Origin of the sequence: Flavobacterium sp. UMI-01, assembly GCF_019656315.1 — a bacterium.
Taxonomy (GTDB): Bacteria; Bacteroidota; Bacteroidia; order Flavobacteriales; family Flavobacteriaceae; genus Flavobacterium.
The window spans coordinates 485,909-500,410 of the sequence record NZ_BPLU01000038.1 but is presented as its reverse complement, the minus strand read 5'-3'; the positions used below and the strand labels follow the sequence as shown (position 1 = coordinate 500,410).

8 protein-coding genes are annotated in these 14,502 nt (G+C 36.2%); 5 read left to right on the top strand and 3 right to left on the bottom strand.

Annotated features, from left to right (window positions below):
* Nucleotides 1–149 precede the first annotated feature (149 nt).
* On the top strand, nt 150–1,808 hold the full coding sequence (locus K5R64_RS12460; RefSeq protein WP_220763866.1) for a T9SS type A sorting domain-containing protein: 1,659 nt from the start codon (nt 150–152) through the stop codon (nt 1,806–1,808).
* A 54-nt stretch (nt 1,809–1,862) separates the two neighbouring features.
* Nucleotides 1,863–4,025, top strand: a complete 2,163-nt coding sequence (locus K5R64_RS12455; RefSeq protein ID WP_220763864.1) for a T9SS type A sorting domain-containing protein — start codon at nt 1,863–1,865, stop codon at nt 4,023–4,025.
* 380 nt (nt 4,026–4,405) lie between these two features.
* Here K5R64_RS12455 and K5R64_RS12450 read toward each other — a convergent pair whose 3' ends face one another.
* The 3 genes from K5R64_RS12450 to K5R64_RS12440 all read right to left on the bottom strand — a co-directional run bounded on the left by K5R64_RS12450 (nt 4,406) and on the right by K5R64_RS12440 (nt 8,642).
* Nucleotides 4,406–5,950 (bottom strand): T9SS type A sorting domain-containing protein, encoded by a 1,545-nt coding sequence (locus K5R64_RS12450; protein WP_220763862.1) that lies wholly within the window; start codon nt 5,948–5,950, stop codon nt 4,406–4,408.
* Between the two features lie 198 nt (nt 5,951–6,148).
* On the bottom strand, nt 6,149–7,678 hold the full coding sequence (locus K5R64_RS12445; protein WP_220763860.1) for a T9SS type A sorting domain-containing protein: 1,530 nt from the start codon (nt 7,676–7,678) through the stop codon (nt 6,149–6,151).
* Between the two features lie 4 nt (nt 7,679–7,682).
* Nucleotides 7,683–8,642 (bottom strand): LamG-like jellyroll fold domain-containing protein, encoded by a 960-nt coding sequence (locus K5R64_RS12440; protein WP_220763858.1) that lies wholly within the window; start codon nt 8,640–8,642, stop codon nt 7,683–7,685.
* Between the two features lie 384 nt (nt 8,643–9,026).
* On the opposite strand from K5R64_RS12440, the gene K5R64_RS12435 reads away from it, so the two are divergent.
* From K5R64_RS12435 to K5R64_RS12425, 3 genes are all read left to right on the top strand, one after another.
* The gene (locus K5R64_RS12435) at nt 9,027–10,469 is read left to right on the top strand and encodes a sulfatase-like hydrolase/transferase (protein ID WP_220763857.1); all 1,443 of its coding nucleotides are present in this window, start codon (nt 9,027–9,029) and stop codon (nt 10,467–10,469) included.
* A 718-nt stretch (nt 10,470–11,187) separates the two neighbouring features.
* Entirely contained in the window at nt 11,188–12,618 is a 1,431-nt protein-coding gene (locus K5R64_RS12430) for a sulfatase (protein ID WP_220763854.1), read from the top strand.
* Complete coding sequence (locus K5R64_RS12425; protein WP_220763852.1) at nt 12,615–14,501, top strand: glycoside hydrolase family 97 protein; 1,887 nt, start codon at nt 12,615–12,617, stop codon at nt 14,499–14,501. Before K5R64_RS12430 ends, K5R64_RS12425 begins: the two co-directional genes overlap by 4 nt.
* The last annotated feature ends 1 nt before the right edge of the window (nt 14,502 follow it).

The following is a 14,502-nucleotide window of genomic DNA, read 5'->3' as shown; positions in this document are numbered from 1 at the left end:
TAAATATCCAGCTGTTGTGATAAAATGAGCCTCTTTGTCTATTGGGGTAAGGGCTTCATTTTGCTTATTTGGTTTTGACCAAAAGCAATGGTAGCCACTGATTAAAATACTTTAAGCAAGTAAATTAGAAATTAACTCAAAAACTATATATGATGTTCAAATTTTACTTTATCAAAGAATTAGGCACAACCAAGCCATCCATTCGAAATCACAAAATCAGCTTATTATTGGGGCTAATGTGTTGTAGTGGCGTAGCAACAAAAGCACAATCCATAACCGTAAATACGACAGACTACAAACAGACTATTGATATGGTTGGGGGCGATATGGAACGGAGTTCTAAAGTCGTTCAATTTACTGTTCAAAATAAACAAGATGTAATTGATTGGGGATTTAAAGACATCCATTTTAATTATTGTAGAGTACAATTTGACAAAACTCAAGAATTGGAAGAAGGGACTAAAAATTGGGCTTCTTATGAACGTCAAGTCGCTACGATGAAAGACGTAAAGGCGGTGAATCCCAATATAAAGTTTTATGCAACCATGCGCTCTGATTATGATGGTTATGGCAATGAGAACAATATGCCTGATTGGATTGTCAACTACAATACAAAGGCGGTTAATACAGATAAATACGCGATTTTTTTAGCTGATTATTTAGAGTTTATGCATAATGAAGGCGTAACCATTCACACATTGGCAACGGCCAAGGAGTGGGGGGCTTTTGTAACTGCGACGGTTTCAAGAGATATTATTTTGAAATTACAACAAGAATGTCAAACCCGAAATATACCCATGCCATTGATTAATGACCCTGGGTCTTGGAGCATGGCTGCTGGTTTAAGTTTTATGAATAGCGTAGATAATCTAGGGACAAAAGACTTATATACTGCTTTCTCTAGTCATGAGTATGCTTCTAATGATATTCCTGAGCAGGAATGGCCTACACTGGTTGCCAAAGCACAATCATTGGGTAAAAAACTATACCAAGACGAAACAATTACTGGTGTTTCAAATACAGGTGAAGTTCCTGTCTTTAGATATGCACAACGTGCCGTATTGTATCAATCGGGTTTAAGTGGGGAAATCTTTTTTGAAATTTGGTCAAGAGGTGTCAATAGTGAAATACGTCCTATTTATTGGAAATGGGGAGGTACAGCATCAAGGCTCAATGGCTATTATTTAATAAAACATTTTGCCAACAATGTTTTGGATAGTCAATACATTACATCGACTGCACAAAATGTGATAGGTGGTGCAGTTTCAGCTACGCAATATGGTGGGATTACTACAATGGCTTTTCGTAAAGGAAATAAGGTGATGTTATGGGTGATGAATTTTACTTCGCCTAGCCTTAGTACCGTTGATTATCCATCGATGACTTTTACTATCGAAAATAGCACCATTGTGGGTGATGTGGAAAATGTGTACTGGAATACCGGCTCTGCGATAGAGGGAACAGCTGCTAGTATTACACCAGCATCATCAACTTCTTTTCAAACTGAAATTAAAGAGAACAGTATAAATGTTTTCACTTTTACGGTAAATGATAACCCATTATCCACTAACAATGCAGGGACAATCGATACTGATTTTAGAGTTATCACTGATTCGCTTCACCATGAATTAGTTTTTAATAAGCCACTTCAATCGTTTAAAATTGTGAACATTTCTGGTGCTATCATTCAAACAGGCAAGGATGAAATTTCGAAACTCAATATTTCAGCTTTTTCTGAAGGGGTGTATGTTTTGCAAGGGGTTACTAGCGAAAACAAGCAAGTTACGTACAAGTTTGTGAAGCGTTAAATAATCCAATTAATAAATAATAAACCGAATTAACGACCAAAATAACCATTGATCATGAAAAAAAAATATTGTAATGCACTCATACTGTTTCTTCTTGGTTTTTTGAGTTTTGCACAAACGCCTTTTGTAGTAAAATATGATTTTGATACAAACGTATCTGGTAGTTTGATACAGGGAAATGGGATTACAATGAATGATGCCGTTTCGGGAGGAAGGCGATTATTTAATGCGATGATAGCCCATAACGGCGAAAAAAATGTTTGGACCGCTCAAGTAGTAAACAATAATGCGACCAACTTTACCGATACTTTTATTAGGTTCGATATTTATCCCCCAGCAGGTTCAGGAATCTTAGTTTCAGATATTACAGTGAAACAAACCTCAGATTCGGAAGCGGTGAATAGTTTTTTTCGAATCGGATGTACCCTTAATGGAGCTACACCAGTAATTGCTAGTACGGCAACAGAACAAGCCACGGCCAATATTTTGTTTACACCTAACGTATATACGACTCATTCGTTTGCTCCAGGAAATTCAGTGAATTATGCTGTAGGTACGGATTATATATCGGTATTCGTTTGTGCCAGAAGCAATACAAATCATACTATGAAATGGGATATAGACGATATTGAAATTAAAGGAAGTATTATTGATGGCGAAGCCTCTTCTTTAGTTATTAATAGTGCAAAGCATCAGTTGATAGAGATGATGGGTGGCGATATGGAGCGTTCTTCTGATTTTATACAAAAAGCGAGTAACACCAATGAAATTTTAGATTGGTTTATAAAAGATATTGATTTTAATTATTTCCGAGTGCGTTATGATAAGAATCAGGAATTAAATGAAGGGGTGAAAAACTGGAATTTTTATGCCAATCAAGTGCTTACGATGAAAAGGATTCGAGAAATTAATCCGGATATTAAATTCCTAGCGACCATGCGATCGGATTATAATGGGTACAATATGGGGAATCACAATAACCTTCCTGAATTTATTTACAATTATGCCTGTACAGGTAAAGATGCTAACGGTAAATGCATCAGTAGCACGGGTGACCTTAGTTTCTACTCAGATAAATATGGTGTCTTTCTAGCGGATTATATAGAATTCATGTACAACCAAGGAGTGCCTATCGATTATTTGGCCACAGCTAAAGAATGGCAAATCGTTACGGCACAACGCTCACATGAGGCTTATTTGAAAATGAAAGCAGAATTAGAGACAAGAGGAATTCCTGTTCCCAAAATTATAGGTCCCGCAAGTTGGGGAATCAATACAGGGGTGAATTATGTCAATAGTGTCAAAAACAATAATTATACCGATGAGTATTTTGGTTTTTCAACTCATGATTTGGGAGGAACACCTAATTTATGGGGAAGTTTTGTCGCTGCTTCACATAGCGCGGGTAAATTAGCGTTTAATGACGAGTCAGCGTATAGTCCTGGCGGTAGAACCTCTGGGGCAGAACCTACGGATTTACAGGGGTTAATAAATGCCTATTCTGATAAATACCATATGTATGAAGGAGGAATTTCGGGAGAACTTTTTTTCGAAATATGGTCACGAGGGATAGATTCAGAAACGAGAGGGGTGTATTTTAGAAATGGTCAAGCAGGTACCCGTATGCGTTCGTATTATGTGATGAAAGATTTTGCTAATTCGGCTGTTAATAAATACTATTGTAAATCAAATCTAATGTTTTCTTCCAATGTCAAAGCGCTTGTCTTTAGAGATGATTTGACAGTTTCTGTTTGGTTGATCAATGATAATGATACAGCGTATAACAATATGGAATTGCAAATGCCTGATGAAACAATTTATGGCAATGTACGTCAGCATTACTGGGATAATCCTACGCAAAAAGAGGCTTTTGTAAACTCCATTGCCAATCCTGATACCGGTTCGTCTTCAGTAAAAGTTAATTTAAGTCCTAAAAGTATCAATTATTTTAAATTTGCTATTGATCCTGCAGCTAATTTGGGCACTACACAACAAAATAAACGCAACTTACATCTCTATCCGAATCCTGCAAAAAACTACATAAAAATTGAGGGTTCCATACCCTTTAATTCCCCGTATAAAATAGTAAATAGCTTAGGGCAAGAAATACAAAAAGGAAGTTTAACTAATGGAGAACGTGTAGATACGACAACGCTTTCTACAGGAATGTATTTCATTAGTTTAGACCAACAAAAGTTCAAGTTTTTCAAAGAGTAGTAGTTTGTTAAATTTGGTTTGATGGAAAATCTTGGAGGTAAAAGTCCAAGCTTTTTTTGTGTGTGAAGTCAATATCTTTTGAGAAATCAAAGAGCGAAACGGCTTTTTACAATTAACCCAAAATTTGCATTCGGATTTTATTGATTTTTTTCACACCAGCCTTTTTGCCGACAGGCAGATTATGCAGATTTCTGCATATTTTTTACTTTTAAACAATTAAAAGGATCTGTGTAAATCCGTTTGATCTGTGTTATCTGTGTTCCAATGCGTAATCTGGGATTAATTTACACGAAGTAAACCTTTCTTTTGATATCAAAAAAAAGGCTGTCTGAAAATAATTTTCCAAACAACCTTTAATTTGATTTTTAATAATGCTAGAGCTATTTAACAATCACTTTTGTATGATAGGTTTTTTCAGCAGTAGTAACAGAAAGAAGATATAATCCTGAAGGAAGTTTTGTGTCTATGGAAAGATTCTGTTCATATTTTTTTACTTCTGAGAAAACTTCTTTTCCCTCTAAAGAGAACATTTTTACGACAACCCTGTCCTCAGTAGTACGTTCAGGAAGTTGTAATTTAAAATGACCATGGGTTGAAGGATTAGGTGTTATTTTAATTTCTGAAGTTTCATTTGAATCATCAACTAAAATCTCTTTTCCTTCAGTTATCTTGCTACTTACGGCTTGATTTAAAGGGATGTTGAGGTGGTTGTATGAATTAGCATTGACTGTTATATTCCAAGTAGCATTGCCATTCAAAGTATATGTATTCGTTGTTCCAGTATCGGTTGATGTCCAAATTTTTCTTGTAATTAAACCATTGGCCTTGTAGCCATTTGACAAACTTAAAGTAACAGTTTTAGTTGTGGTCCCCGTATTTAAAATATGAATATTTAATGTTGAGTTATTTCCAAAAGTAACCACTTTAATAGTACTATCAGTACTAGTTGAATTCAAAACTTTCCCCGCTGCATTATTTACGATGTTTTGAAATCCAGAGTATTTAATTGGAGGAACACCTCCGTTAGCATAAACAATTCGGTTGCAAGCTTGATAAAAAATTACGGCCTCTGAACCTCCTCGAATTGCTGGAAAGATATTGTTCATGCCTGCTACAAGATTATTGATATTATCATTTGTACTGTATCTTGTAGCTTCGGTGTACCAAACAGGGTCTGCAGATTCCGAAACTAGATTTGCCCATTTGGTATCCCAGTCCACTTCAGGAATAGTCGTGTCGTCATAGAAATGAGACCCAATAATATCTGTTCTATCTTCTACATCATTTACATCGGATATGGAAGTTAATAATCCCCAACGTTCTAATCCAATTTTTTTAGTAGTTCCCAAATTGGTCATTTGACTAAAAACTTTATAATGATCAGAATCATCGGCACTATCTTCGTTCCAAGGCCCTAGGTAATCAATTGTGATTCCGGCATTAGTCATTCGAGTCATAAAACTATCCAGATAGGCAGCATAAGTAGTTAAATTTAAGCTATAAACATTATAAGAACAGCAACCTTTCCAAGAAGCAGGAAATTTATCAGCTCCATGATAGTCAGTTCCATAACCATCACCATTAGCAATACTTGCAAAAATTTTCACGTTTGGATTGACTGCTTTTACAGAATTTATGACAGTAATCACATTATCATAAATAGGATCTGTAATAGGTTGTAAAGCAAATATTGGAACTCTTAATACTTTTAAATTCATATCTCCAAATAATTTCTGAGATATAGTAGCGGTACTGCCATTAGCATAACTGCCTATGGTTAATTTTGCATCCCCACCAAAAGTAACGGTTTGATTACTTACTGCAGGATTCACTGTAATAGTTTGTGAAAAAGCAGTAGCAGTGGTTAAAACTAATAGTGCTAAGAATAATTTTTTTTCTAAGAATTTTAAATTGTTTTTTTTCATGGTTATTTGGGTATAAGGGTTAGTTAATTTTGTCAATTGTCTGAACGATTCAGTTTTGAAAAAAAGTCTGTATGTAGTTTACTAGAAAACGAATGATTTTTTGATTACTCATAAAATGAATTTATACCAACTTATTTCAGTTGAGAACAAGATTTTAACATAGGGCTAGTTTTTTCTAGCCTTATATTTTAAAAGTGTTTATTTAACAATCACTTTTGTATGATAGGTTTTTTCAGCAATAGTAACAGAAAGAAGATATAATCCTGAAGGAAGTTTTGTGTCTATGGAAAGATTCTGTTCATATTTTTTTACTTCTGAAAAAACTTCTTTTCCCTCTAAAGAGAACATTTTTAAGACAACCTTTTCCTCAGTAGTATGTTCAGGAAGTTGCAATTTAAAATGACCATTGGATGAAGGATTAGGTGTTATTTTAATTACTGAATTGCTTTTGGAAGAAGCATCTTTAAGTCCTAAGAGCGGTTTGTTTAAAGTAATTTTATGGTGCGAATACGAGTTAGCAGGCACTACAATATCCCAATTCGCTTCACTGGATAAAGAATAAGTACTTGACTGTCCAGTAGCACTCGATGTCCAGATTTTTTGTGTCACCGTTCCAGAGCCTAAATAGGAATTTTGCAGTTGTAAATTAACCGTGTTATCCGTTGCATTTTTATTAATAATATGAACATCTAAAGTAGATTCGTTACCAAAAACAACCACTTTTATATTACCGTTAGTGGAATTAGATGCTATTACCTTACCCTCAGCATTATTAACAATGTTTTTAAAGCCACTGTATTTTATAGGTTGAGCCGAGCCATTGGCATATACAAAGCGTTTGCATACTTGGTAAAAAATAACTCCTTCAGCACCTCCTCTAATGGCAGGAAAAATATTGTCTATACCCGCAATAAGATTGCCAATATTGTCATTGGTACTGTAACGAGTAGCCTCGGTGTACCACACTGGGTCTGCGGATGCGGTTACAAGTTCTCCCCATTTAGCATCCCAATCCGCTTCAGGAATTGTGCCATCGTCATAAAAATGAGAACCTATAAAGTCGGTTCTGTCTTCTAAATCATCTACTTCAGCAATGGAAGTAAGCAATCCCCATCTTTCTAATCCAAAGATTTTTGTATTTCCTAATTTGGTCATCTGATTGCTAATTTTTAAATAATCAGAATCATCTCCTGGGTCTTCGTTATATGGCCCTAAATAGTCTATGGTAATGTTAGCAGCGCTCATTCTGTCCATAAAACTATCCAAGTAGGCTGCATACGTAGTTAAATTCAGGCTATAGACATTATAGGAACAACAACCTCTCCATCCCGATGGGAACTTGGCTGCACCATGATAATCCGTACCATAACCATCTCCGTTGGCAATACTGGCAAATATTTTTACATTAGGGTTCACAGCTTTAACAGCATTGATTACGGTTATGACATTGTCGTAAATACCATTCGAAATGGGTTGCAGCGCAAATATGGGGACACGTAACACCTTTAAGTTCATGTCGCCAAATAGTTTATTAGATACCGAGGCAGTATTGCCCTCAGCATAATCTTTGATAGTCAGTTTGGCATCGCCACCAAAAGTAACGGTTTGTTTTTGTTGTTCGGGCTGTATCGTGATGATGTCACTTTGTGAAAATGCCGTAAACTGAAAAAACAGCATGCCCAATAGCACGCTGTTTCTTAGTATGTTTTTTAGATTGTTTTCTTTCAAAATATTATTCTTTAATGGTTTTTACAGTACTTATAAGTGCTCCGTCGGTATTGAAACATTTAATCAAGTAGGCGCCGTTTGCAAAAGAAGTCATATCAAGTTTTCCATCTATTTTTTGAGAAGTAAGTTTAGCACCTAATAGATTGTACACTTCAACAGAATCAACATTGTTTGTAGAGAAATACAAATAATCTTTTACAGGGTTAGGATACACATTTAGGTTTTCGGTACTTACTTCGTTTACCGCTAAGGTTGCGTTCGTATATAAACTCAGTATTTGCGCATCAGTGGCTGCACCTGCATAGATTCGTACATCATCCATGGCACCTACCCAACCTCTAGTTTGTGGGCCTGGTTCAGCTACATTATAATCATTTCCTACTCTAAGTTTCGTTTGCACTGTATTAGGTACGGTCGATGACCAATCTGCAGAACCATCTAATGCACCGTTTACATAAAGAGAAGCCTTTTTGTTAGCATTGTCATAAACACAAGCTACGTGAACCCATACATCGGTATTTACACTTGTGGGGGAAGCAAAACCTGTCCCTTTGATTTCGAATCTAGGTTTTGCTGAAGCTATTCCAAAAGTATGCCTTTGGTAATTTACCGCATTTGATCCTAAACCAACGATAGCCCGAGTTCCAGAAGTATTATTGGTTTTAATCCATGCTACAATCGTACGAGATTCATTGCCATCAATTTCAAAGTCTATGGCAGATTCTAAGTAATCTATACCTGCAAATCCAGAAACTGCACCATTCGGGGTTCCATCATGTCCTGCTTCGGTAAATAAAGGAGTAAAACCAGTTGAGGCAGATAAATTATAGGTTCCAGTCTCATCATTTAAGCTATTATCAAATTTGTAATGAGCCACAAGCGTTTGTGCTTGTAAAGTAGTGTATCCAATAAATAATGCGGTTGTTAATAAAGCATTTTTTAATAAAGTAAAATTTTGTTTCATTTTAATAAAGGTTTAATAGGTTAATTATGATTTTTTTATTCCGTACTAAATTACTGGATGCTAAAGTTTTACTATGGGGTCTATTGTATTCAAAACGGGGTTGGAATGTTGCAACGCATAAAAACACCAATTCAGTAGGGATAGGATAGCACCTGAATTTTATTGCTTTTTTTTAAATGAAAAGGAAGTTTTAACTAGGATAGGGGCGTATTTGTTAAAAAGAGGAATCGGGTGAACCCACGCTATTGTGCTGTTTACACGATGGAATGCAACATTTATGCCACCTAATCGATATTTTTATACAGGGGGTATGCTTTATTTTTGATAATGATGGATGCTTATTCTATTCACTCTAGTGTTTTTTAGTTTTTTAAAGCAAATAAAATGAAAATAAAAAGCAGGTTAGTAGGAGGATTTATGGTTGTGGTTGGTTTTGTTTTCAATGCCAATGCTGTAAATGTCAATACTTTAGTGACAAGCCAAAATAAAAAAAATCCCAAACCCAATATCATCATTATACTGATTGATGATGCCGGTTATGCTGATTTTGGATTTATGGGTTGCCAAGATTTAGAAACGCCCAATATTGATCAATTAGCTCAAAGTGGAGTCGTTTTGACGGATGCACATGTAAGTGCTACTGTTTGTGCTCCTTCAAGAGCAGGATTAATGACGGGCAAATACCAGCAGCGTTTTGGGTTTGAGGCCAATGATACAGGAGATGAAACGGTGGGAGATATTGGTCTTTCGGATGAGGTAGTTACGATGGCTGATGTGTTTCAGGAAAAAGGTTATAAAACAATAGCACTAGGCAAATGGCATTTGGGTTACAGCGAATCGGATCATCCCAATCAAAGAGGCTTTGAGGAGTTCTACGGTTTTGAAACCGGAAGTAGGTCTTATTTTCCAATAAAAAATCCCACCCAAAAACAAATGCTACAACACAATGGACAGCGGGTAGTATTTGAGGGCTATATGACTGATGTTCTCGGAGATCAATCGGTTAAATATATTGAAGAGAATAAGGATAGACCGTTCTTTATGTATCTTGCTTACAATGCTGTCCATACGCCTATGGAAGCCAAACAAGAACATTTAGACAAATATAAAAATCATCCCCGACAGCAATTGGCGGCTATGACTTGGTCTTTAGACGAAAATATTGGAAAATTACTAGCAAAATTAAAAGAGTTGCAGTTAGAGGAGCATACGTTGATCTATTTTTTAAGCGATAATGGAGGAGCCACAAATAACAATTCAAGGGGCGGTTTGTTGAAAGGATGGAAAGGAAACGAGTTTGAAGGCGGACATAGAGTCCCCTTTGTGGTTAGCTGGCCATCCGTGATTCCAGCGGGTCAACGTTTTTCAGGCTTGAGTTCTTCGTTGGATATCTTTACCACTTCCATGGCGGCGGCTTCTATTGAGAAAGAAGAAGGATTGCTCTTAGATGGTATGAATTTATTACCTTATATGAAAGGTGAAAAAACAGGCCATCCACACGGAAAATTGTTTTGGCGAAAATTAGAAGAATCAGCGGCCCGAATCGGAGCTTATAAATTGATTCGGTTAGAGCGCTACGGTTATACCTTTTATAATCTTCAAAATGATTTAGGCGAAACCATCGATTTATCCAAGAAAGAGAAACCTGATTTTCAAAATGCCATCAAAGAATTAGAAACTTGGGAAGAGTATTTGATGCCACCGCTTTGGCGAGAGGACAAAGATTGGATGGAAGTTACCTATCATATCCATCAACGATTAATGGAAAATAAAGAAGTATTGTATAAAGACCCTAAAAAAATGAAGGAAATAAAGGCTAAACTCTAATTGGAATTAAACGTTATAAAATCATTTTGTAACGAAAATAAGGTTAGTTTGACAATGCAAATATATAATGCATGTGTTGGAAAATTCAGTTTTCACACATGCATTTTTTTTATAAAGTATGGATAAAATCACCTTTCAACTAAAAAATGAACTATAAATTAGTAAGATTGACTTATAAGTTTACATAATTGATACCAATTTTAGCTACTATTGGGTAAAGTTTTGGGTAATTTTCAAAAAAATATAGATACGGAAAAATCAGGTAGGGTTTCATTAAGAATCGCTTTTCTACAGAAAGTATGGCTTCAAAATGAAGAAATGAGTTTGTTTGGTTTTCTTTAAAATTTTATAGATAAATTTAAAGGATGTGAAATTTTCTTGATTTTAATTAGTGGATAATGATAAAAAAGTACACTTAAATTAGAGAGACAGTTTTAAACGAATTCTAAAAATCGTATTCTAAAGAGTAGTGGATACTTGTTATTTTGATTGAAAAAAAGGTTTTAGGGAAATAATTGAAGCGTTTTGCAACATTTAGGCACCTAAAATGATAATCATAACGCCTTGAGAAGCTTTAATTTTGGGCAAGAAGTTGGTCAAAGCATAATTTTTGACTTTAAAAATATCAAAATTTCAATTGTTCGTTAAAGCGACAAACAAAGTACTAGATAAAAAAGAGAGTATTTAAGAATAAGGGAAAGTCCTGTAGGATAGAAATATGAAAATAAAAGAATTTAAAGTTCGTAAATGTTTATTAAGCTACTTTTTCGTAGCACTACTTGGACTTTCTGTATATGGACAAAAACCGAAACAGTCCAAGAAACTCCCCAACTTCATTATTATTTTTACCGATGATCAAGGTTATGCCGATTTAGGTTGTTTTGGAGGTACCCATGTAAAAACACCAAGAATTGACCAAATGGCAAAAGAAGGAGCTAAACTCACTAGCTTTTATGTAGCAGCGCCACTTTGTACTCCATCACGAGCTGCTTTGATGACCGGAAGTTATCCTAAACGTATCAATATGGCAACGGGAAATAATTTTCCTGTGCTGCTTGCAGGTGACGCCAAAGGGCTGAATCCAAACGAAATTACTATTGCCGAACTATTGAAACAAGCAGGCTACAAAACAGGTATGTTTGGCAAATGGCATTTGGGTGACCAACCCGAGTTTATGCCCACACGACAAGGCTTTGATGAGTTCTTTGGTTTGCCTTATAGTCATGATATTCACCCTTTTCACCAGCAACAACAAAAATATAATTTCCCTGCTTTGCCTTTATTGGATGGCGAAAAAGTTATCGAACTAAATCCAGATGCCGATTGTTTGAACCAACGCATTACCAACAGAGCCGTGGCTTTTATTGAAAAAAATAAAAATCAGCCTTTCTTTGTGTACTTGCCTCATACCAGTCCGCACCGTCCTCTTTTAGCCTCTCCTGATTTTATGGCTGATGCGCCTCAAGGAGTGAGAGAAACCTTGAAAAAGGAAAAAGAAAATGGTACGATTGACTACAAAACCCGAGATAAAATTTACCCTCAAACCATCAGTGAAATTGATTGGTCGGTGGGGCAAATTCTGGATGCCTTGAAAAAGTACGGCTTAGACGAGAATACTTTTGTGATTTTTACCTCAGATAATGGTCCCACGATTGGGAGTGCTTATCCTTTAAGAGGTAAAAAAGGAAAAACATTCGAAGGCGGTATGCGTATGCCAACGGTAGTGCGCTGGCCTGGTAAAATTGTTGCTGGGACTGTTTGTAACGAACTTTTAACAGCTATGGATATCCTGCCTACGTTCAGTAAGTTGGCGGGTGTTGCGTTACCCAAAGACCGCGTAATCGACGGAAAAGACATTTTTCCAGTTTTAGAAGGCAAAGCCAAAAGTCCCTATGAATCCTTCTTTTATTTCAGTGGAGACAGCTTAGAAGCCGTAAGGTCTGGAAAATGGAAAATGCGTGTAGCGGGTGAATTTTCGCCTGAACTCTATGATTTAGAAAATGATATCAGTGAAAAAAAGAATGTAATAGCACAACATCCTGAAATTGCCGAAAAACTGAAATCGGCTGCAATTGAATTTGAAAAAAAACTAGCCAAAACGAGCCGCCCAGCGGCCTTTGTGAACAATCCGAAACCTTTATCAAAATGAAAAAAATCCTTTTAGTACTAAGCTTTATAGTGAGCTTAACAACTTTCGCGAAGGCGAAGCAACTCGAAATCAAATCGCCTAACGGAGCTGTAAAAATTGTACTTGATAGTAAAGAAAATACATTAAAATATACCCTTTTTGGTAAGGATACCCCACTGATTTTAAATTCGGAAATTTCCATTTTACAAGGACTGAAAGCTACAATTGTGGGGACTAAAACCAAACAAGTAAATGAAACATGGAAACCCGTTTGGGGACAGTTCAATGAAGTGAAAGACCACTACAATGAGTTGGAAATAAGTTTGGATTACGAAGGAATTGGGTCTAAATTATTCGTTCGTGCCTATAATAATGGTGTGGCGTTCCGATTTACACTTGCCAATAGCTCAAAAAAAACAGCTTCGTTATTTGTAGAATACGGTTTGCAACCTACGGCTAATTTGTTTTCGCCTGCTGGGGAAGGAGAGCCTGTTGGACCAGTTGAAATTAGTTCATTTGCCAAGCCTGAGGCTGAAAAGTACAAATTAAAAATGCCGTTGGTGGTGGAAAATAAAGGTGGTCAATTTTTGTCACTTTTAGAATCGGATTTGATAAGTGCTCCGGGCTTTGACCTGATAAAATTTGATTTTGATAAAAATAAAAACAAGTTGGTCTCTAAAAATGATTTTCTTTCGAAAGAAAAAAGTGTGATTACCCCTTGGCGTGTCATTCTTATCGAAGACAAAGTTGGGGATTTATTGACCAATACAGTGCCTCTAAATGTGGCTGCTCCTAATAAAATTGAAAATCCTTCTTGGATAAAACCCGGTTTGACTTTGTGGGATTGGAGAGTTCATGGTTACCAAGCCAAAGATGGATTTACCTATGGAATTAATAATGAAAGTTATTACCGCTTTATAGATTTTGCAGCAGCAAATAATATTGAATATTTCATGATTGATGATGCGTGGTACACCGAAGTGAAGCCTGGTTATATGAAATTATCTGAAAAATTAGATTTAGACAAAGTCATCAAATATGCTAAAGAAAAAGGGGTTTCGTTGCTGTTGTATTACGATAGAAGGCAAGGTGATTATGGAGACGAGGCTTTGTTCCCATACTACAAATCATTGGATATGAAAGGGATTAAATATGGTTTCATGGGGCCAAAAGTGCCTTTCACCAGAGAAGCCATCCAAATGAGTGCCGAAAACAAACTGTTGATTGATTTTCATGATAGTCCTGTTCCGTTAACAGGGGTTTCTCGAACATATCCTAATGCGATTACAAAAGAATTTTGTCACGCGCAACAAGATTCCAGAAGAGCGTTTACTCCCAAAACGTTTATCCGAATGGCGTTAATTAACGGTATTCAAGGACCATTAGATATGAATAATGGTATTTTTGATATTTCAGGTGTCAATGCAGGCAAACGTGAAAAAGGGCCTAAACAAATGAATTCGCTATTTACCACCGTTACTGCCGAAGCAGCACGTACAGTAATCATTTTTAGCGGTTTGGTGTGTATTCCGGATGCACCAGAAGCCTATGCTGCCAAGCAAGATTTGTTTGAATTTATCAAGCGCTTACCTATAGGGAAATGGGATGAAACCCGAGTATTACACGCTAAAATTGATGGTTATATTTCAACCGCAAGAAGACATGGTGAAGAATGGTTTATTGGCTCGGTTCATCAAGATGGTGGCACATTGGATATTGCTTTAGACTTTTTGAAAGAGAAAAAAGAATACACCATTACCTATTATGAAGATACAGAGGAAACGAACAGTAAAACGAATCCAGAAGCCTACCGAATTCGAACTGCTACAGTTAAAAAAGGAGATGTAGTCAAAGCCAAAATGGTAGCAGGTGGTGGAAATTGTATGTGGATTAAACCTAATTAAA

Coding starts and splice junctions, on each gene's coding strand:
- K5R64_RS12460 (WP_220763866.1), top strand. CDS start 150: ATGATGTTCAAATTTTACTTTATCAAAGAATTAGGCACAACCAAGCCA.
- K5R64_RS12455 (WP_220763864.1), top strand. CDS start 1,863: ATGAAAAAAAAATATTGTAATGCACTCATACTGTTTCTTCTTGGTTTT.
- K5R64_RS12450 (WP_220763862.1), bottom strand. CDS start 5,950: ATGAAAAAAAACAATTTAAAATTCTTAGAAAAAAAATTATTCTTAGCA.
- K5R64_RS12440 (WP_220763858.1), bottom strand. CDS start 8,642: ATGAAACAAAATTTTACTTTATTAAAAAATGCTTTATTAACAACCGCA.
- K5R64_RS12435 (WP_220763857.1), top strand. CDS start 9,027: ATGAAAATAAAAAGCAGGTTAGTAGGAGGATTTATGGTTGTGGTTGGT.
- K5R64_RS12430 (WP_220763854.1), top strand. CDS start 11,188: ATGAAAATAAAAGAATTTAAAGTTCGTAAATGTTTATTAAGCTACTTT.
- K5R64_RS12425 (WP_220763852.1), top strand. CDS start 12,615: ATGAAAAAAATCCTTTTAGTACTAAGCTTTATAGTGAGCTTAACAACT.